Source organism: Pseudarthrobacter sp. (assembly GCF_036675385.1).
Taxonomy (GTDB): Bacteria; Actinomycetota; Actinomycetes; order Actinomycetales; family Micrococcaceae; genus Arthrobacter.
The window spans coordinates 16,139-36,503 of the sequence record NZ_JAKFFD010000038.1 but is presented as its reverse complement, the minus strand read 5'-3'; the positions used below and the strand labels follow the sequence as shown (position 1 = coordinate 36,503).

Genomic DNA, 20,365 nt, shown 5'->3' with positions numbered 1-20,365 from the left:
AAACGGATAAGAACACGGTGCAGGAGAACACAGGCGCAGGCTATCCAGGGGATGCCGGCGCGACAGATGACTTTGAGCTCGCGGGCGTGCCGGATGCTTTCCAGCGCCTATGGACTCCGCACCGGATGGCCTACATCAAGGGCGGCCAGCACCAGTTCAAGAACGAGAACGACTGTCCCTTCTGCGTGGGTCCGGGCCGGACTGACGAGGAAGCCCTGATCGTCTACCGGGGCAAGACCTGTTACGTGGTTCTCAACCTGTTTCCCTACAATCCGGGGCACCTCCTGGTCTGCCCGTACCGGCATGTCCCGGACTACACGGACCTCACGGTGGAAGAAACCGCGGAATTTGCGGAGATCACCCAGACGGCCATGCGGGTCCTGCGCAAGGTGGCGAACCCGGGCGGGTTCAACCTCGGCATGAACCAGGGCGTAGTGGGCGGGGCAGGAATCGCCGCGCACCTGCACCAGCACATCGTGCCGCGCTGGGGCGGGGACGGCAACTTCTTCCCCATCATTGCCCAGACCAAGGCCATCACGCAGACCCTGGATGAAGTCCGCCAGCAGGTTGCAGAGGCCTGGCCCGGGGAGACGGATGCTGAATAGGCATGCGCGCGGGTTTTTCACCGCGCTTTTCACTCCGCTTGCGCGCTGGCTCCTGAAAATCGGTGTTTCCCCTGATGCTGTGACGGTCATCGGAACCGCCGGCGTGGTGGTGGGTGCGTTGGTCTTCTACCCCCTGGGCCAGCTCTGGTGGGGGACCCTGTTCATTACCGCGTTCATTTTCTCGGACGTGCTTGACGGCATTATGGCCCGGCTGCGGGACACCGGCGGCCGCTGGGGAAACTTCCTGGACTCCACCCTGGACAGGATCGCCGACGGCGCACTGTTCGCGGGTGTGGCCATCTGGTTCTTCACCGGGGGCGACGATTACGCCATCGCCGTCGCCGCCATGCTCTGCCTGGTTCTCGGCATGGTGGTCTCGTATGCGCGGTCCAAGGCCGAATCCCTTGGCTTCACGGCGAATGTGGGCATCGCCGAGCGCGCCGAGAGACTGGTTTCGGTGCTGGTGGTCACCGGATTTACCGGCCTGGGATTGCCCCCGGTGGTTCTTCTGGTGACGCTTGGACTCCTGGCCCTGGCCAGCCTCATCACGATCATCCAGCGCATAGCCACCGTCCACCGCCAGGCCTTTGCGGAGTCCGCAGCTTCGGATTAAGCCTGATTAAGCCCGCCGCCTGCCGTGGGACTAGTATTGTGACTGCCCGGTCAATGGATCCGGCAACCCGGTGCGTGTACTTTCGGTTTCTTGCCGCCCTCACGCCCGGCGAAGATCATCTATCTACCCATAGGGGTTTTTGTGTCTACACCTGATGTAAGCAGCGAAGCCGGTTCGTCCGCGAACAGCGTCACGGGCAGCAACCGCGTCAAGCGCGGCATGGCTGAGATGCTCAAGGGCGGCGTCATCATGGACGTCGTCAACGTTGAACAGGCCCGCATCGCCGAAGACGCCGGTGCCGTTGCAGTGATGGCGCTGGAACGCGTTCCGGCTGATATCCGTGCCCAGGGCGGTGTGTCCCGGATGTCGGACCCGGACATGATCGACAAGATCATCGCAGCCGTGTCCGTCCCGGTCATGGCCAAGGCCCGGATCGGCCACTTCGTGGAGGCCCAGGTCCTGCAGTCGTTGGGCGTGGACTACATTGACGAGTCCGAGGTCCTGACCCCGGCCGACTACGTCCACCACATCGACAAGTGGAACTTCAAGGTTCCCTTCGTCTGTGGCGCCACGAACCTTGGTGAGGCGCTGCGCCGCATCAACGAAGGCGCGGCCATGATCCGTTCCAAGGGTGAGGCCGGCACCGGCGACGTCTCCAACGCCACCGGCCACATGCGCCAGATCCGCGCCGAGATCGCCAAGCTTGCCGCCCTGCCCGAGGACGAGCTTTACGTCGCGGCCAAGGAACTGCAGGCCCCGTACGAACTGGTCAAGGAAGTTGCCGCGGCCGGCAAGCTCCCCGTGGTGCTGTTCACCGCGGGCGGCATCGCCACCCCGGCCGACGCTGCGATGATGATGCAGCTTGGCGCAGACGGCGTGTTCGTTGGTTCCGGCATCTTCAAGTCCGGCAACCCGGCCCAGCGTGCCGCTGCCGTGGTCAAGGCCACCACGTTCTTCGATGACCCGGACGTCATCGCCAAGGCCTCCCGCGGCCTCGGCGAGGCCATGGTGGGCATCAACGTCGACGAGATCCCGCAGCCGCACCGCCTCTCCGAGCGCGGCTGGTAACTCTCTTTATTGGCGCTGACGGAAGGCGCAAGGGCGCCTGTCGGCGCTGTGGGGGCGCCGGACGGCGTCATCCTTGGCGCGCTATTCCCCGCGCGTTGTTGGCAGCTGAGTAGCTGCTCGCGGCGCGGGGCCCCTTTTACGCGCGCTGCCGGATAACACCGCCCCTCGCCTTGCGCACCTTCAGCACGACGGCGGGTGGCCACCTTTTCGAAGGCGGCCACCCGTCGTCGTTCTTTTCAGCGAGAGGGTCAGTCGAGGCCGCGGCGTTTCAGCAGGGGTTCCAGCCTTGCGTCGCGTCCTCGGAGCGTGCGGAAGGATTCCAGCGGATCCCTGCTGTTGCCGCGGGAGAGCAGCTCCTGGCGGAAGCGTTCACCGTTGTCGCGTGTTAGGCCGCCGTTCTCGGTGAACCAGTCCACGGTTTCGGCATCCAGCACCTCACTCCAGATGTACGAGTAGTAGCCGGCCGCATAGCCAGCCCCAGCGAAGATGTGCTGGAAATAGCCGGTGCGGTAACGCGGCGGGATCAGGGCATGAGCCACGCCCGCGGCCGCGAGGGACTTCGCCTCAAACCCCAGGACGTCGTCGGGGATTTCGGTTTCGTCCAGCACATGCCAGGCCAGGTCCAGCAGCGCGGCACCGAGGTATTCCGTGGTCCCGAAGCCTTCGCCCCAGAGCCGTGAGTCGTTCAGCCTGTCCACCACCTGCTGCGGAAGCGGTTCGCCGGTGGCGTGGTGCCGGGCATAATTGGCAAGCACCTCCGGCCACAGGATCCACATCTCGTTGACCTGCGACGGGTATTCCACAAAGTCACGGGGGACAGCAGTCCCGGCGAACCGCGGATACGTCACGTTCGACAACAATCCGTGGAGTGCGTGTCCGAACTCGTGGAACGTGGTGCGTAGCTCGTCCAGCGTCAGGAGTGTGGGCTCGCCCGCCGGCGGCTTGGAGATGTTGAGGTTGTTGATCACCACGGGCCGGGTGCCCAGCAGGCCCGACTGGTCCACCAGCGAGTTCATCCAGGCGCCGCCCCGCTTGGATTCGCGGGTGTAGTAGTCGCCCAGGAACAATCCCAGTCCGCTGCCGTCCTGGTCCCGGACTTCCCAGGCGCGGACGTCCGGGTGGTAGCCTGCGAGGTCCTTGCGTTCGTGGAACGTGATGCCGAAGAGGGATGTGGCGGCGAAGAAGACGCCGTCCCGGAGCACGCGTTCCAGCTCGAAATAGGGGCGGAGTGCCTGCTCGTCCACGGCGTACTTTTCCCGCCGCACCTTGGCTGAGTAAAACGCCCAGTCCCAGGCCTCCAGCGGATGCCCTGCCGCCTCGGTTAGGGCAGCAGCCTCGGCGTCGGCATTGCGCACAGCCGCCGGGGCCAGCCTGGTCAGCATGGACTGGACCGCGTCGAAGTCGCGGGCTGTCTGGCGGTCCACCACGAGTTCGGCATAGTTGGCGAAACCCAGAAGGGCTGCCTTTTCAGCGCGCAGGCGTGCCGTCGACCTGGCCAGCTCCAGGACGTCCAGGCTGCCGCCGTCACTGCCCCGGCCGGTGGAAGCTTCAAACAGCCGACGGCGGACGTTCCGGTTTTCGAGGGCAGCCAGGGCAGGCTGGTTGCTGGGCTGGATCAGCGTCAGCAGGAATTTTCCGTCGTGGCCAACGGCGCGGGCCGCCTCAGCGGCGCTGGCGACATCGTCTGCGGGCAAGCCGGCCAGTTCGGCTGCTGTGTCCAGCAGCAAGGCAGAAGATTTCATGGCCTCCTTGACCCGCTGGCCAAACTCCGTGCCCAGTTTGGACAGCTCTGCGTTGATTTCCTTCAGCCGTTCCTGGCCCGGCTTTTCAAGCTGGATCCCGGACTGGCGGAATTCCTTCACGTACTCCTCCACGAGCCGGACGGACTCACCGTCATGCCCGGAGGTGTCAATCGCCGCGAACCTGTCGAACAGCGCCCGGTTGAGGTAGATCTCGTCCTGATGCGCCGAAATGCGGGGTGAGAGTTCGGTTTCCAGGTCACGGATTTCGTCTGTTGCGTCGGCTGAGGCAAGGGTGAAGAAGGAGTCGGCCGCCCGCTGGAGCAGTTGGCCGGACTTCTCCATGGCCAGGGCCGTGTTCTCGAAGTCCGCCGGCGCCGGGTTGTCCACGATCGCCTGGATTTCCACCAGATGTTCCGTCAGGCCAGCATCGATGGCACCGGCGTAATCGGATGGTTTGATCCGGGCAAAAGGCGGCAGCTTATAGGGGAGGGTGCTGGCGCTGAGGAGGGGATTCGTCATCACGCTAACCTTTCATACTGGCGCATGCTTCTCAACGCGCGGCTTTGCCGAATTTGCGCGGCGGCCAGACCTACAATGACGCCTATGGGGAAAAGGTTGGGCGCTGCTTCGGTGCGCGCTGTTGCTGTTCGTTCCGCTGCTGCGGTGTCCGCCGGCGTCCTGGCCGCTGCCCTGCTGGCAGGATGCGGCCTGGTCGCCGAACAGACTGTTCCGTCCTCCGGTGCAGCCGCGACTACCGGCGCCGGGACAAGGCAGCCAAGCCCGACGGCGACCCCCACCCCGACGCCCACTCCCACCCCCGGCGCGGGGCCGGCCTGCCCCACGCTGCGGTGCACGTCCGTCGTCGTGACCGGCGACATGCTGGTCCACACCCAACTCTGGCAACAGGCCCGCGACGATGCTGCCGCAGCAGGCAAACCAGGGCTGGACTTCACCCCGCTCCTCGAAGGCCAACGAAAGTACATCCATGCCAGCGACCTCGCTATCTGCCACCAGGAAACGCCCGTGGCCGGGCCCGATGGTCCGTTCTCCGCGTACCCGTCATTCAACGTCCCGCCGCAGATCATCACAGCCGCTAAGGCGGTGGGGTACCAGGCCTGCACCACCGCGAGCAACCACACGATCGACCGAAGCACGGACGGAGTATTGCGTACCCTGGACGCCCTGGATGCGGCGGGGCTGAAGCACACCGGTTCCTACCGCACCCAGACCGAGTCGCAGGGAATCCTGATCCTGCAGACCAGCGCCGCCAAGATTGCCATCATCCAGGGAACCTACGGGCTCAACGGCCAATACCCTGAATACGACTGGCAGGTGGACATGCTGGATGCGCCCACCATGATCGCCAAGGCCGTGAAGGCAAGGGCGCTCGGCGCGGACATCGTGCTCGGTGCCATGCACGCCGGCGACGAGTATGCCAGTGAAGCCAACGCCCAGCAGCAGGAGGTGGCCCACGCCCTGGTGGACAGCGGCCAGTTCACCATGATCTACGGCCACCACACCCACTCGGTGCTGCCCATCGAAAACTACAAGGGAACCTGGATCGTCTACGGCCTGGGCAACGGAGTCACCGAACTGTCGCCCTGGTACGTAGTGAACAACGAGGGCCTGCTCGTGCGGGCACAGTTCAGCCAGGACGCAGCCGGGAAGTGGACGGCGTCGGACCTGGCCTGGGCCCCCTCGGTGATTGTCCGCGATCCGTACCGCTGGTGCTCGGTGGCAACCGATGCACCGCAGGGCGTCTGTGCAACTGCCGAGGCCGACGCCGCTACCAGGGTGAGGACCGCCACCGTGGTGGACTCGATGGGCGCGGCTGCTGCCGGCGCGCACGAACTGCTGATCACCAAGGATCCCTGAGACAGTTCGACGGGGAAATCGTCCGCCCAGCGCTACTCAGCGCGGCAACAATCAGCGCGGACGGCGCGTTGCGTGCTCCCTGGCAAGCACCGCGTAGCGGTCGTCCGGGGCGCCGGCCGTGAAGGTGCCGTATTTGCGCTCGGCAGCGGTCCTGATAAGGAAGTCGGCGATGGCAGGGTTCTTGGGCAGCAGCGAACCGTGCAGGTAGCTGGCCACGACATTCTTGTAGCGTGCGCCCTCGTGACCGTCGCTGCTGTTGTTGCCGGTTCCCTTCGCGGTGGTCCCCAGCGGCCGGACGCCGGGACCCAGCGTGGTCTGCCCGCTGTGGTTCTCGTATCCCAGCACCTCGCCGAACTCTTCGGTGGCCACCCGGACGTTGCCGATCAGGCGTTCGTCCGTGCCGTGTGTCTCCACGTCCAGGACACCGATGCCCGGTATGACCGAGCCTAAGCGGGTCTTGAAGAAGCGCCCGAACAGCTGGTACAGCCCGCAGATCACCAGCATGGGTGCGCCGTCCTCGGCCAGCTTCGTGAGGACGCCGGCCTGCGACTGGAGGTCGTCCTTGATGACCAGCTGTCCGCTGTCCTGGCCACCGCCGCCCACGATGAGGTCAACATCGGCCGGAAATTCATCGCCGACGTTGTACTCCAGCAGCTCCGGGGTGTAGCCGTGCCAGCTGATCCGCTGCTTGAGCACCAGGGCGTTGCCCCAGTCGCCGTAGATGTTCATGTCCCGCGGGTAGAGCTGCAGGACCCGGATGGTCCCCTTGGAATTCTGTTCGACGCCGTCCGGCCCGATGCCGGTTGATTCAGCGGTCATGAGACCACCTCCACTGTGGTGATTTTGGACAGCTCGCGGCGGATGGCCAGCATGGCTGTGTAGGTGCAGAAGATCCGCTTCGGTTTGCCCTTGGCGTCCCGGATGAACGCGGCGAGTGCGGGCGCGATCTCCGGCTGGACCCCGCCGATCCGGACGTCGTCATACTGCAGCCGCAGGGCCATGTCGTAGGCGCGGGAACCTGTCAGCTGGTCCACGCCGCCGTCGCGGAGCGAATCGAATTCCACGTCCCAGAGCCAGGACATGTCCCGGCCGTCGGCGTAGTTGTCGTTAATGGCGATCATGGTGGCGTAACCGCCTGCGGGGAAGGACTTCAGTCCCAGCCGGAAACCGCTGGGGTTCTTCACCAGGACGAGGTCCAGGGGCTGGCCGTCCACCGTGAGGCTTTCGCCGCGGCCGAACGCCGGCTCCACCTGGGACAGCGCGGTGAGCAGGGTGGCGTGGTCGGCTGTGGCGGCACCGCCGCCACAGATGCTGCGGGCCAGGGTCAGCGCCGCAGCCGCGTTAAAGATGTTGTAGACGCCGCGGAGCTTCATCGCGGTGGTGACCGTGGCGCCGTCGTACTCAAAATCGGCGGTGTCCGGCCCCACTTTGCGGAGTACGACGTCGGCCGCTGGCTTGTGGGGGAGCGCTGCGGGGGCGGGGCTGCCGGGCGCTGCCCGCATGTCGTCGTCGTTGGGGAAGGTGCTAAGGAGCGAATCGTCCAGGCCGAAGTACTGGACGTCCTGGCCGGTGAGGGTTTCCGCGATGCGGGCCACCCGCGGATCCTCCCGGTTGAGGACTACTGTTCCGGTGGTTTTGTCCGCGATGTGCTGCAGCAGCTGGGCCGTTTTGTCGATCTCGCCGAACCGGTCCAATTGGTCACGCAGGACGTTGAGCAGGAGGCTGTACCGCGGCGGAACACGGTTCACAAAATGCGTGGCGTGGGCTTCGTCGAGCTCCAGCACGGCGACGTCGGCCCTGAGCCTGCCGCGCCAGTCCACTTCGCCCAGCAGGGCCGCCGCCACGCCGCGGGTGAAATTGCTGCCGGTGCGGTTGGTGAAGACCTTCAGGCCCTGGCTTTCCAGGAGTTCCACCACCATCTTGGTGGTGGTGGTTTTGCCGTTGGTTCCGCTCACCACGGCGACGCCATGGGGGAGCGTGGAGAGCGTCCGCTGCATAAAGCCGGGATCGATTTTTTCGACCACCAGCCCGGGCAGCGCGGACCCTCCGCCCCTGAGCCGGGACACCCGGCGGACCAGCTTGCCGAGCGGAACACTGATGTAAAGCATGCTCTGTAATATATCCCAGCAACGGCATGGAACCCTTCCCGGAAGCGCTTCCGGCGCCGCCCCGGGACCAGCGCACATTATGCTGATTGGATGACAAACCCCCTTTCGGCTGCTTCTGCACGCGTGGGCTCGGGCCTCCGGATCGGTGTCCTGGCACTTCAGGGCGACTTCCGCGAACACCTCCGGGCCGTGGAAGCCGCGGGTGCCGCCGGCGTCGGAATCCGCCGCCCCTCCGAACTGGACGGCCTGGACGGCCTCATCATTCCCGGCGGAGAATCCACGGCCATCGACAAGCTGGCCCGCGCCTTTGAGCTGGCCGGACCGTTGAAGGACCGGATCCGCGACGGACTGCCGGTCTACGGTTCCTGCGCCGGCATGATCCTCCTCGCCGACGAGATCGCCGATCCCGCCACAGACCTGGCCGGCCACCCGCAACAGACCTTCGGTGGCCTGGACATCACTGTGCGGCGCAACGCCTTTGGCCGGCAGCGCGAGTCCTTCGAAACGGACCTGGATTTCAAGGGCCTGGACTTCAGCGCCACGGAATCCGGTGTCGCTCCGGTACACGCAGTGTTCATCCGCGGCCCCTGGGTGGAACGCGTCGGCGACGGCGTGGAGATACTGGCACAGGTGGAGCCCGCAGACCCTGAGCACGCGTCCCACGCGGCGACTCTGCCGGGGACAGCTAGAATTGTTGCAGTGCGTTCCGGCCACCTGCTGGCCACCTCCTTCCACCCGGAAGTGACTGGGGAGAAACGCGTACATGAACTTTTTATCCGCATGATCAGAGGAGACGCGTAAAGCATGTCAGGACACTCCAAATGGGCGACTACCAAGCACAAGAAGGCCATCCTCGATAGCCGCCGTGCAAAATCGTTCGCCAAACTGATCAAGAACATCGAAGTCGCCGCGCGTATGGGCGGACCGGACCTCGCCGGCAACCCGGGCCTGGAACTCGCCGTCACCAAGGCCAAGAAGACCTCCGTTCCGGCCGACAACATCGACCGTGCCATCAAGCGTGGCGCCGGCCTCACCGGCGAAGTGGTTGACTACACCGAGATTATGTACGAATGCCGCGGCCCGCAGGGTTCGGCGCTGCTGATCGAGTGCCTCACGGACAACAAGAACCGTGCCGCCTCCGAGGTCCGCCTGGCCATCTCCCGCAACGGCGGCACCATCGCCGACCCCGGTTCGGTCAGCTACCTCTTCAGCCGGAAGGGCGTCGTGTCGCTGCCGAAGAACGGCCTGAGCGAGGACGACGTCCTGATGGCCGTCCTCGACGCCGGAGCCGAGGAAGTCAAGGACAACGGGGAAAGCTTCGAGATCCACTCCGAGCCGACCGACCTCCAGGCCATCCGTGATGCCCTCAAGGAAGCCGGAATCGAGTACGAGACCGACGAAGCCGAGTTTGTGCCGTCCATGCAGGTGCCGCTGGACCTCGATGCCGCCAAGAAGTTCATGAAGCTCGTGGACGCCTTGGAAGAGCTCGACGACGTCCAGAACGTGTACAGCAACGCCGACCTCAGCGACGAAGTCCAGGCCGCCCTGGAAGCTGAGTGACCTTCCGCTTTGTGGCCTAAGGCGGATGTCCCAGGGTGACGCTGCGCGTATTGGGCGTTGACCCTGGCCTCACCCGGTGCGGCATCGGCGTGGTCGACGTCGAGCGGAACCGTCGGGCCACAATGGTGGCAGTGGGCGTGGTGGGTACATCTCCCGACGAGACGCTGGACCAGCGCCTGCTGGTTATTGCCTTGGCCATCGACGAGTGGCTGGACCGCTACGAACCCCAGGTGCTCGCCGTCGAACGCGTTTTTTCCCAGCTCAACGTCAGCACGGTGATGGGCGTGGCGCAGGCCTCCGGCGTCGTGATTGCCGCTGCCGCCCGGCGCGGCATCCCGGTGGCTCTGCACACGCCGTCGGAAGTGAAGGCAGCGGTGACCGGCAGCGGGACCTCCAACAAGGAAGCCGTGACCAAACTCGTTACAAAAATCCTCAGGCTGGACGCGCCGCCGCGGCCGGCGGACGCTGCGGATGCCCTGGCACTTGCCATCACCCACGCCTGGCGCGCGGGCAGCGGAGCCGCGGTGGCCACCACCGGCCCCGGCAGCCTGTCGCTGACGCCGGCCCAGCGCGCGTGGGCCGATGCCGAGGCGAAAGCGCGCCGCGCACGCTGAATGTCCGGGGCGCTTGCTAGGGTATTCGTAGATATGTTCGGATAGCCGGTCCTACCCCCAAGAGCCCGGCAGTACACCAGGAGCCCGGCTTTGATCAGTTTCCTTCGCGGAACCGTAGCGCACGTTGGCCTTTCCGCTGCCGTGATCGACCTCAACGGGGCGGGCATGAGCGTCAACGCCACGCCGCAGACCCTCAGCCGCCTCCGCACCGGCGAGGAAGGCAAACTCTTCACGTCGCTGATCGTGCGCGAGGATTCCCTCACCCTGTTCGGTTTTGCCACCGACGACGAACGCGAGGTCTTCGATGTCCTGCTCAGCGTCAGCGGCGTAGGTCCGCGGCTCGCGCTGGCGGTGCTCGCCGTGCACGAGCCTGAAGCGATCAGGGTTGCCGCGCACACGAGTGACAGCAAGACGTTCACCACGGTGCCCGGCATTGGCCCCAAGGTGGCCGGCCGGATTGTGCTGGAACTGGCCGGCAAGCTGGTGCCCCACGGAACGGCAGGTGCCGCTGGCGTGTCCACTCCAGCCGAAGCGGCCTGGAAGCCCCAGGTGGTGGCGGCGATGACCAGCCTCGGGTGGTCGGAAAAGGATGCCGGTGCCAGTATCGAGAAGGCCCTTGCAGACGATCCCGAGGTGGAATTCCGTGGCAATGTGGCCGAGATCCTGCGGACCACGCTGCGCTGGCTGGGCCAGGACGGCGCGCGGGCCGGTAACCGCGTAGGCAGCCGTGGCTGAGCCTTCTGTGGTGGCAGCAGGGGAGGAACCCGAGGAACGGGCGATCGAAGCCGCCCTCCGGCCGAAGAACCTCGATGACTTCGTAGGCCAGCACCGGGTCCGCAGGCAACTCTCGCTGGTCCTGCAGGCCTCCCGGATGCGGGGGCGCAGCGCGGACCACGTGCTGTTTTCCGGCCCTCCAGGCCTGGGCAAAACAACCCTGGCCATGATCGTGGCCGCTGAAATGAACGCGCCACTGCGGATCAGCAGCGGTCCGGCCATCCAGCATGCCGGCGACCTCGCCGCCATCCTTTCCTCCCTTTCCGAAGGGGAGGTCCTCTTCCTGGACGAGATCCACCGGATGTCCAGGCCGGCAGAGGAAATGCTGTACATGGCCATGGAAGACTTCCGTGTGGACATTGTGGTGGGCAAGGGCGCCGGGGCCACCGCCATTCCGCTGGAACTGCCGCCCTTCACCCTGGTGGGTGCCACCACGCGCGCCGGTCTGCTGCCAGGACCGCTCCGGGACAGGTTCGGGTTCACCGGGCATTTGGAGTTCTACAGCGTCGCCGAGCTCGAACTGGTGCTCAGGCGCTCCGCCGGCCTGCTGGACCTCAAGGTCAACTCTGCGGGCTTCAGCGAAATTGCCGGCCGGTCCCGTGGTACGCCGCGTATAGCCAACCGCCTGCTCCGCCGGGTCCGGGACTGGGCACTCGTGCATGGGATTGAGCAGATTGATGCCCGCGCCGCTTCCGCCGCCCTGGACATGTATGAAGTGGACAAGCGAGGCCTGGACCGGCTGGACCGGGCAGTCCTGGAGGCACTCATCACGAAGTTCGGCGGGGGACCCGTGGGACTTTCCACCCTGGCCATTGCGGTGGGGGAGGAGACCGAGACCGTGGAAACGGTGGCGGAACCGTTCCTGGTGCGCGAAGGCCTGCTGGGCCGGACGCCCAGGGGACGCATCGCCATGGCTCCGGCCTGGACCCACTTGGGCTTCGCCATACCGGCCGGAGTTTTCGGGCAGGAGCCGCTTGATCTGTTCGAACCGGACCCGGAAAACGCCGAGTCCACGCCTGAATGGGCACCGAACGGGCAATAGCACTGTCGTCCCAGCTTTTCCCTTTAGACTGGTATGACACCCGGCACGTTCGGGTCTGTGTTCCCGCGGCGGCTCCGAGGAGCCGTTGCCTGCCCGGCACATTTTCTGCAACGGGGAACGACGCGGACGCTGCCAAACACCCGATACGCCAGTACAGAACGGAATCTTCCCTGTGGATCCAATGAACATCGTCTTGTTCGCAATGCTCGGAATCTTTATCTTCATGATGTTCCGCCGCAACAAGAAGACCAAGGAGCAGCAGGCAACGCTGCAGTCCCAGTTCGAGCCTGGTGTTGAGGTCATGACAAGCTTCGGACTCTTTGGCCGGATTGTCTCCATGGACGACGCCGAGAACAAGGTTGTCCTGGAACTCTCGCCCGGGAACCTGGCCACCGTCCACCGCCAGTCAGTGACCAAGATCGTGGAGCCTGTCGAAGCCGAGACTCCGGTCGTCCCGGATGACGCCTCCGCCCTGACCACTGAAGAAGCGGGCACCCCGACGGCATCCGCCGAAACCCCGGACGAGACCCTGAAGCGCCTCAACGACGAGGGCAAGAAGGACAGCTAGTCCTCGCCGCACGGCAGCCCGCGTTACAACACCTCTACGGCTGGGGACAACCGCCGGTGGGACTGATAGCTCCCGCCGGTGGTTCCTCCGTAAATAAGAGAAAGATCGACAATGGCACGAACTGGCCCTAACAACTCAGGTCTGAGGGTACTGGTGTGGCTCGGCGTAGTCCTCGCCGTGCTGACCGCCGTCCTGGCCGGCGGCACCCTTGCCGGACAGGCAAGCTGGGCACCCAAGCTGGCGCTGGACCTCGAGGGTGGCACCCAGATGATCCTGGCGCCCAAGGTTGAGGGCGGTTCGGACATCAATGAAGAGCAGCTCAACCAGGCCGTAGCCATCATCCGCCAGCGTGTGGATGGTTCAGGTGTTGCCGAAGCGGAAATCAGCACGCAGTCCGGCCGCAACGTCGTGGTCAGCCTTCCGGGGACACCCACGAAGGAAACCCGGGACCTGATCCAGGCCTCCGCGGACATGAACTTCCGTCCGGTATTGCTGAACGGAGACGGCGCGCCCGTCCCCACGGAATCCCTCACCCCCGAAGACCAGCTTCCGAAGCCCACGGCAGAACCCGCCAACGGCAGCGATATCAACTGGATCACCGCGGACATCTACCGGCAGTTCGAAACCATGGACTGCAACAATCCTGCGCCGGAGAGCCCGGAAGCCTCCGATCCCGCCAAACCCCTGGTTACCTGCGAACCGGCAACGGAGACCACGCCGGCCATCAAGTACATCCTGGGTCCGGTGGAGGTCAAGGGCGGCAACATTGTCACGTCCTCCTTCCAGCTCCAGCAGGGTGCGCAGGGCGCTGTGACCAACGACTGGGCCGTCAACATCCAGTTCGACGACGAAGGCACCGCCAAGTTCAAGACAGTCACCGAACGCCTGAACCAGTTCTACGTGGCAGCAGGCGGCGAGACCGGCAACGACCCGAAGGCGCAGTTTGCCATCGTTCTGGACGACCAGGTCATTTCCGCGCCGCGGTCCTTGGCCGTCATCACCGATGGACGTCCGCAGATCACCGGCGGCTTCACCGAACAGACCGCCAAGGTCCTTTCCGACCAGCTACGCTTCGGCGCGCTCCCCATCAGCTTCGAGATCCAAAGCGACCAGCAGATCTCCGCCACCTTGGGTGGCGAACAGCTGCGCATGGGCCTCCTTGCAGGCATCATCGGCTTGCTCCTGGTGGTGGTCTACTCACTCTTCCAGTACCGGGCCTTGGGCCTGGTGACCATTGCATCGCTGGTGGTGGCCGGTGCGCTCACTTATCTGGCCATTGCCCTCCTGGGCTGGACTGAAAACTACCGGCTTTCCCTTGCCGGCGTGGCCGGCCTCATCGTCGCCATCGGCCAGACCGCAGACTCGTTCATCGTCTACTTTGAACGTATCCGCGATGAACTCCGCGAAGGCCGTGGATTGGTCTCCGCCGTGGAGAACGGCTGGAAGCGGGCCAAGCGCACTGTCCTGGCATCCAAGGCCGTGAACCTGCTGGCCGCGCTGGTGCTTTACTTTGTTGCCGTCGGCAACGTCCGCGGGTTCGCATTCACGCTCGGTCTGACGGCCATTGCCGACCTCATCGTGGTCTTTATGTTCACGCACCCCACCCTGCAGGTCCTGGCGCGCACCAAGTTCTTCGGGGAGGGCCACCGGCTCTCCGGCCTTGACCCCAAGCGGCTCGGTGTTTTGCCGCTCTACCGTGGCGCCGGACGCCTGCGCACGCCTGAGGCCAAGCCCTCCGTGGTCCGGGCCAAGAACACCGGGGCGGTCGCCGAGGCTGAACGACGCATGACCATCGCAGAACGCCGCCTCGCGGAAAAGCAGGAGCAGCTCACCAGCTCCTCCAAGAGCGCAGCCAAGGAGAACAAGTAATGTCCAGCAGCTTCGCCAATTTCGGCAACGAGCTCTACACCGGGAAGCGCTCCTACAACTTCGTCAGTGCCAAGAAACTGTGGTTCATCATCGCGGCGGTGGCGGTCGTACTGTCAATCCTCATCCCGGTTGCCAAGGGCGGCTTCAACCTTGGCATCGAATTCCGCGGCGGATCGGAGTTCACCGTCTCCAACGTGCAGAGCACCGACTCGGCCCTTGGCGAAAAGGTTGTTGAAGACGTTGTGGCCGGCAGCGTTCCCCGTGTGGCCAATGTCGCCGGTACCACCATGCGCATCCAGACGGACAAGCTCACGGACGACGAGACCCTCAGGATCAAGGAAGGCCTCACCTCGGCCTACGGCGTCACCAACAACGAAGTGACCTCAACCTTTATCGGACCCACCTGGGGTGCGGATGTCACGAAGCAGGCCCTGATCGGCCTGATCGTCTTTGTGGCGCTGGCCGCAGTGCTGATGGCGCTGTACTTCCGGACGTGGAAGATGTCGCTGTCCGCGATGGCTGGAATGCTGGTGACGATGTTCATCACCGCAGGCGTGTACGCCCTCAGCGATTTCGAGGTAACGCCGTCTGCCATCATCGGGTTCCTGACGGTGCTCAGCTACTCGCTGTATGACACGGTGGTGGTCTTCGACAAGATCCGTGAAAACACTGCTGATATGGATGCGTCCACCCGCCGCACTTTCGGTGAGGAAGTCAACCTCGCCGTCAACCAGACCCTGGTGCGTTCCATCAACACCATGATGGTGGCCATCCTGCCGGTCGGCGCCATCCTGTTCATCGGTGCCGGCCTGCTGGGGGCAGGCACGCTGCGCGACCTGTCCCTGGCACTGTTCGTCGGAATCCTGATCGGCACGGCGGCGACCATATTTATCGCCGCCCCGATGTATGCCTGGCTGCGCCAGAACGAACCTGAACTGGTGAAGCAGGCGAAACGCGTTGAACACCGCAGGTCCGCGAACAACTCCCGGACCGAAGAATCGGCTGAGCCCGCAGGGGCCTGACCTTTCGCACCACAGCGGGCCGGGCGGCGTCGGAATACCGACGTCGCCCGGCCCGTTTCGCATTTAGGCGTCGGTTACATAAGTGAACTGGCGGGGGAATAGACTGGGGTAATTAAACAGTCGTGAGGGGTGCTTCATTGGAAGAACGTTCGGCATCGGTGCCAACGGCAGGCGGGGATAACAGTCCGGGACACGGAGTTCAGACCGGACTGACCGCTTCCGCACACCCGGCGCCGGTTGTTCCCGTGGACAAATCGGGCGCCCGCCCTACATTTCCCGGACGCCGCGAACGTACCCGCTCCCGTCTTGCCCGGCTGACCGGCCGCGGCACGGCAACCTATTCGCCCATTCTTGAGCCGCTGCTGCGTACCGTCCGTGCGAACAACCCCAAAGAAGATTTTGATCTTATTCAGCGCGCCTTCGAGGTGGCTGAGCAGAGCCACCGTGGGCAGAAGCGCAAGAGCGGTGATCCGTACATCACCCACCCCGTGGCCGTAGCCACCATCCTCGCTGAGCTGGGCCTCAGCGGAACCACCCTCGCCGCGGCGCTGCTGCACGACACGGTCGAGGACACCCCTTACACCCTGGCGGACCTCAAAAGGGACTTCGGTCCCGAGGTTGCCATGCTGGTGGACGGCGTCACCAAGCTGGACAAAGTCAGCTTTGGTGAAGCCGCGCAGTCAGAGACCGTCCGCAAGATGGTTGTGGCCATGGCCAAGGACATCCGGGTCCTGATGATCAAGCTCGCGGACAGGCTCCACAACGCCCGGACCTGGCGGTTTGTCTCCGCGGAGTCATCGGCCCGAAAAGCCCGCGAAACCCTGGAAATATTCGCGCCCCTGGCCCACCGCCTGGGCATGAACACCATCAAATGGGAGTTGGAGGACCTGTCCTTCGCGGCCCTCTATCCAAAGGTCTATGAGGAAATCGTCCGGATGGTGGGCGACCGCACCCCGGAACGGGAGAAAAGCCTCGGCGTCATCCGGGACCAGATCACTGAGGATCTCCGTACTGCCCGGATCAAGGCCACTATCACCGGCAGGCCGAAGCACTATTACTCGATCTACCAGAAGATGATCGTCCGGGACAAGGATTTCGACGACATCAACGACCTCATGGGCGTCCGTGTACTCGTCGATTCGGTCCGGGACTGTTATGCCGCCCTGGGCACCATGCATTCGCGCTGGAACCCGCTGCCGGGGCGGTTCAAAGACTACATCGCCATGCCCAAGTTCAATATGTACCAGTCGCTGCACACCACGGTGATCGGACCCGGCGGCAAGCCCGTGGAGATCCAGATCAGGACCCACGAAATGCACCGCCGTGCTGAGTACGGTGTGGCCGCCCACTGGAAGTACAAGGATCAGCCCAGCCGTACGGCTGTCGGGCCGGGCAGCCCCCGCGACGGTGACATGGGCTGGCTGAGGTCCCTGGTGGACTGGCAGCAGGAAACGTCCGATCCCGGGGAATTCCTGGACTCGCTGCGGTTTGAGATCAATGCCCGCGAAGTCTTTGTCTTTACCCCCAAGGGTGAGGTCATGGCACTGCCCGCCGGATCGACTCCGGTGGATTTTGCCTATGCCGTCCACACCGAGGTGGGACACCGCACCATCGGCGCACGGGTCAACGGCAAGCTGGTCCCGCTCAACAGCGAGCTAAACCACGGTGACTGGGTGGAGATCTTCACTTCGAAGGCGGAAGGCGCCGGCCCCAGCCAGGACTGGCAGCATTTCGTCAAGAGCGCGCGTGCGCGGAACAAGATCCGCCAGTGGTTCAGCAAGGAACGCCGCGAAGAGGCGATCGACCGTGGCAAGGAACTCCTGACCCGCGCCATGCGCAAGCAGAACCTGCCCCTGCAGCGCCTGATGACGCACGAGGCCCTCGCGGCGGTAGCCGCAGAGTTCAAGTACGTTGACATCTCGGGCCTCTACGCCGGCGTGGGCGACGGTCATACGTCAGCGCAGTCGGTCATGGAGAAACTCGTTGAAAGCCTGGGCGGCAACGAGAGCACTGACGACGACATCACTGAAGTCAGCATCCCCACGCAGGTGGCCAAAACCAAGTTCTCCGATTCCGGCGTGGTGGTGCGCGGCGTTGGCGATGTCTGGGTGAAGCTCGCGCGCTGTTGCACGCCCGTTCCGCCGGATCCGATTCTCGGCTTTGTCACCCGCGGCTCCGGGGTTTCGGTGCACCGCACGGACTGCACCAATATTTCGGATCTCCGGGACCAGCCCGACAGGATTGTCGAGGTTGACTGGGCACCCACCCAGTCAAGTGTTTTCCTGGTGGAGATCCAGGTTGAGGCGCTGGACCGGAAGTCCCTGCTCTCGGACGTCACGCGTGTCCTGTCCGAGAACCACGTCAACATTCTGGCGGCCAGCGTGAACACCTCCACCGACAGGGTGGCCATCTCCAGGTTCGCCTTCGAGATGGGCGACCCCAAGTACCTCAGCCACGTTCTCAGTGCCGTGCGGCGCATCGACGGCGTGTTCGACGTCTACCGGACCACCGGTAACAAGCGCCGGAGCTAGCAAGGCCAGCTTTTCCAGTGCGGCCCGTTTGTGGGGGACCCGCGGGCTGGCCTCAATGGCCAGAATCAGCAGGCGCAGCCGCACGTCCCGCTCCGGACGGGCCAGCAACCCCGCCAGTGCTGGCAGGGCCCGGTGGGCGTCGACATGCAGGGCGATGTCGACGGCGGTGCGGAGTGGACTCGACACCATCAGCCCGCCCATGCTGACAACGTCGAACGGACCAAGCCGGACTTCATGGAGCGTGCAGCCCCTTGTGTTGCGGAGGCTCGAAATCCGCCGCTTCGCATCCACAAGCAAGGCCAGCCGGTCCGGTTCAGCCGCACAGCCGTAGATCCAGGCCGCCGTCATCCGCCCGGCCACCACGCGTTGCCTGACGGCCGCCGGAACCGCGTTGGCCACCGTTCTGGCCCGCACCTGGGGTGACGCGGGAGCATCCGGCAACGTGAAGCCGTGCTGGTGGAACTGCGCCAGGACACCGTCCGCTGCCAGCGACTGGAGTTCGGGCCACGCGAAAGGCCTGCCCGGCGAATACAGGTCCGGGTATTGGGGTGGTGGGGAGGTGGCCATCCCCCCATCCTGTCGCGTCTTCCCTTAACGCGCACAGGCCCGGTCCCGGTTATGTGGATAACCGGGACCGGGCCTGTGCGCCCTGCGACAGACGCCTGATGAAAGGCGTCCTACAAAATAACTGCTAGGAAAGCTCGCTGGCCGAGCGCTGGATCTGGTCCAACCAGGCCTGCCTCGCCTCGAGGGCTTCGCGGGCCCCCTTGATCTTGCGCTGGTCGCCGGCTTTCTCGGCCTTGGCGAGATCGTCCTGCAGGCCGGAAATGGCTGCTTCCAGCTGCGACAGGGCGCTGTTGGTGCGGGCCTTCGTCTCCGGGTTGGAGCGCTGCCAGTTTTCCTCTTCGGCGTTGCGGACAGCGTCCTCCACCTTGCGGAGGCCGGCTTCGATGCGGCCCATGTCGGCGCGGGGCACCTTACCGGCTTCTTCCCAGCGGTCCCGGACAGACTGGAGCGCCTTCTTGGCCGCGGCCAGGTCCTTGACCGGCAGAATGCTGTTCGCTTCGACGAGGAGCGCTTCCTTCACCGTGAGGTTGGCGGCGTATTCCTGGTCGATCTCCTCGTTGGCTGCCTGCCGGTGCGTGAAGAACACGTCCTGGGCGGCACGGAAACGGGCCCAGAGGGCGTCGTCGTCCTTGCGGCTGGCGCGCGGTGAGGCCTTCCATTCGTCCATGAGCCGGCGGTATTCGCCCGCGGCGAAGCCCCAGTCGGTGGATGAGGACAGGGCCTCGGCTTCGGCGATGAGCTTCTCCTTGGCCGATTTTGCGGCCGAGTTGGTGCTGTCCAGCTGGGAGAAGTAGGCGCGGCGGTGACGGTCGAAGACGGTGCGGGCGGCACGGAACCGCTTCCACAAGGCGTCCTCGTTGCTGCGGCCAAGCCGGATGCCGCCCTTCTGGGCTGTCTTCCAGCTTTCAAAAAGATCGTTCATCCGGGCGCTGGAGGTCTTCCATTGGATCTGTGCGGGATCCTGCCCCGAGATCTCTTCGGCTTCGGCCACGATGGCCTCGCGGGCCGCGAGCTCGGCGGAGCGAACGGCGTCGTGTTCTGCCTTCTCTGCCTTTTCGAGTTCTGCGATCTGAACGGAAACAGCGTCGAGCCGTGCTTCGGTGGAACGGAGGTCTCCCACCATGTTCCGCTCCGCCAGCTGCTCGCGCAGGTGCGTGACGGTCTTCTGCATATCGGTGCTGGGCGCCTTGGAGCTGATGCGCTGCTCCAGGAGCAGGACCTGCGCAACAATGTCGTCATGCTTCCGCGCGAAGTAGGCAAGGGCTTCGTCATTGCTGACGCCGGGGTACTGGCCCACCGGGTGCTCGTCGCCGTCGATCGTCAGGAATACGTGGCCGTCACCCTCGACACGGCCCCACTTTGCCGCTTCCGCCAGCGAAGTTGCCGAGGCGACGGGTGCCGGTGCTGCCACAGGTGCGGCTGCTGCCGGCTTGGGCCGGGCAGCGAAGGCTGCCGGTGACGGGGCGGGTCGAGGTGCCGGAGCAGGCGCGGGTGCCGGAGCCGGGGCTTCGTCGGCCGCGCTCTCTTCTTCAGCCGCGCTCTCTTCAACCGGGGCGGCCGGGACCTCGGTACGTTCCACCGGGGCCGCTGCGGCCTCGGCATCTTCGGCCTGGACGGCCACGCCCTCGGGATCCACGACCGCTTCAGCCGCGGTTTCGTCAACCGTGGCCTGTTCGGCGGTTGCCTGGACAGCGTCTGCCTGGTCAGCCACGGGGGCCGTTACCTCGGTCAGGTCTGCTGCTGTTTCGTCGGATTTCTGACTGTCTGTCACCGCTAAAAGTCTTTCGCTTGGAGGGAAATACTCACG

Annotated in this window: 17 protein-coding genes; 13 read left to right on the top strand and 4 right to left on the bottom strand. The window is 64.9% G+C overall.

Annotated features, from left to right (window positions below):
• Window positions 1–17 precede the first annotated feature (17 nt).
• From V6M49_RS03655 to pdxS, 3 genes are all read left to right on the top strand, one after another.
• On the top strand, window positions 18–605 hold the full coding sequence (locus tag V6M49_RS03655) for an HIT family protein (RefSeq protein ID WP_141140755.1): 588 nt from the start codon (window positions 18–20) through the stop codon (window positions 603–605).
• Complete coding sequence (gene pgsA / locus V6M49_RS03650; protein WP_141140754.1) at window positions 595–1,218, top strand: phosphatidylinositol phosphate synthase; 624 nt, start codon at window positions 595–597, stop codon at window positions 1,216–1,218. The genes V6M49_RS03655 and pgsA overlap by 11 nt, the downstream gene beginning before the upstream one ends.
• Window positions 1,219–1,359: 141 nt before the next feature.
• Window positions 1,360–2,286, top strand: a complete 927-nt coding sequence (gene pdxS, locus V6M49_RS03645; RefSeq protein WP_141140753.1) for a pyridoxal 5'-phosphate synthase lyase subunit PdxS — start codon at window positions 1,360–1,362, stop codon at window positions 2,284–2,286.
• Between the two features lie 248 nt (window positions 2,287–2,534).
• Here the strand turns inward: pdxS and V6M49_RS03640 are convergent, their stop codons facing one another.
• Window positions 2,535–4,547, bottom strand: a complete 2,013-nt coding sequence (locus V6M49_RS03640) for a M3 family metallopeptidase (protein WP_332760068.1) — start codon at window positions 4,545–4,547, stop codon at window positions 2,535–2,537.
• A gap of 84 nt (window positions 4,548–4,631) precedes the next feature.
• Here V6M49_RS03640 and V6M49_RS03635 point away from each other — a divergent pair, with 84 nt between their 5' ends.
• Window positions 4,632–5,903 carry a CapA family protein gene (locus V6M49_RS03635; RefSeq protein WP_141140751.1) on the top strand — a complete coding sequence of 424 codons (1,272 nt, stop codon included), beginning with the start codon at window positions 4,632–4,634 and terminating at the stop codon, window positions 5,901–5,903.
• A gap of 51 nt (window positions 5,904–5,954) precedes the next feature.
• Here V6M49_RS03635 and V6M49_RS03630 read toward each other — a convergent pair whose 3' ends face one another.
• Window positions 5,955–6,722 carry a type 1 glutamine amidotransferase gene (locus V6M49_RS03630; RefSeq protein WP_332760066.1) on the bottom strand — a complete coding sequence of 256 codons (768 nt, stop codon included), beginning with the start codon at window positions 6,720–6,722 and terminating at the stop codon, window positions 5,955–5,957.
• Complete coding sequence (locus tag V6M49_RS03625) at window positions 6,719–8,011, bottom strand: Mur ligase family protein (RefSeq protein WP_058932336.1); 1,293 nt, start codon at window positions 8,009–8,011, stop codon at window positions 6,719–6,721. The genes V6M49_RS03630 and V6M49_RS03625 overlap by 4 nt, the downstream gene beginning before the upstream one ends.
• 90 nt (window positions 8,012–8,101) lie before the next feature.
• On the opposite strand from V6M49_RS03625, the gene pdxT reads away from it, so the two are divergent.
• The 9 genes from pdxT (at window position 8,102) to V6M49_RS03580 (ending at window position 17,991) form a co-directional block, all read left to right on the top strand.
• On the top strand, window positions 8,102–8,812 hold the full coding sequence (pdxT, locus tag V6M49_RS03620; protein ID WP_056340341.1) for a pyridoxal 5'-phosphate synthase glutaminase subunit PdxT: 711 nt from the start codon (window positions 8,102–8,104) through the stop codon (window positions 8,810–8,812).
• A 3-nt stretch (window positions 8,813–8,815) separates the two neighbouring features.
• On the top strand, window positions 8,816–9,571 hold the full coding sequence (locus V6M49_RS03615) for a YebC/PmpR family DNA-binding transcriptional regulator (protein WP_058932337.1): 756 nt from the start codon (window positions 8,816–8,818) through the stop codon (window positions 9,569–9,571).
• Window positions 9,572–9,606: 35 nt separating this feature from the next.
• Entirely contained in the window at window positions 9,607–10,185 is a 579-nt protein-coding gene (ruvC, locus tag V6M49_RS03610; RefSeq protein ID WP_141140749.1) for a crossover junction endodeoxyribonuclease RuvC, read from the top strand.
• Between the two features lie 90 nt (window positions 10,186–10,275).
• A complete protein-coding gene (gene ruvA, locus V6M49_RS03605; RefSeq protein WP_141140748.1) occupies window positions 10,276–10,920 on the top strand; it encodes a Holliday junction branch migration protein RuvA in 645 nt (214 codons plus the stop codon).
• On the top strand, window positions 10,913–12,001 hold the full coding sequence (gene ruvB, locus V6M49_RS03600; RefSeq protein WP_332760065.1) for a Holliday junction branch migration DNA helicase RuvB: 1,089 nt from the start codon (window positions 10,913–10,915) through the stop codon (window positions 11,999–12,001). The genes ruvA and ruvB overlap by 8 nt, the downstream gene beginning before the upstream one ends.
• 181 nt (window positions 12,002–12,182) lie before the next feature.
• Entirely contained in the window at window positions 12,183–12,569 is a 387-nt protein-coding gene (gene yajC, locus V6M49_RS03595; RefSeq protein ID WP_104060753.1) for a preprotein translocase subunit YajC, read from the top strand.
• 111 nt (window positions 12,570–12,680) lie between these two features.
• On the top strand, window positions 12,681–14,438 hold the full coding sequence (gene secD / locus V6M49_RS03590) for a protein translocase subunit SecD (protein ID WP_332760064.1): 1,758 nt from the start codon (window positions 12,681–12,683) through the stop codon (window positions 14,436–14,438).
• Window positions 14,438–15,460, top strand: coding sequence for a protein translocase subunit SecF (gene secF, locus V6M49_RS03585; RefSeq protein WP_141140746.1), 1,023 nt, complete (start codon window positions 14,438–14,440; stop codon window positions 15,458–15,460). Before secD ends, secF begins: the two co-directional genes overlap by 1 nt.
• A gap of 137 nt (window positions 15,461–15,597) precedes the next feature.
• Complete coding sequence (locus V6M49_RS03580; RefSeq protein ID WP_332760063.1) at window positions 15,598–17,991, top strand: RelA/SpoT family protein; 2,394 nt, start codon at window positions 15,598–15,600, stop codon at window positions 17,989–17,991.
• Window positions 17,992–18,682: 691 nt separating this feature from the next.
• Here the strand turns inward: V6M49_RS03580 and V6M49_RS03570 are convergent.
• Window positions 18,683–20,329 (bottom strand): DUF349 domain-containing protein, encoded by a 1,647-nt coding sequence (locus tag V6M49_RS03570; protein ID WP_210412304.1) that lies wholly within the window; start codon window positions 20,327–20,329, stop codon window positions 18,683–18,685.
• Window positions 20,330–20,365 lie beyond the last annotated feature (36 nt).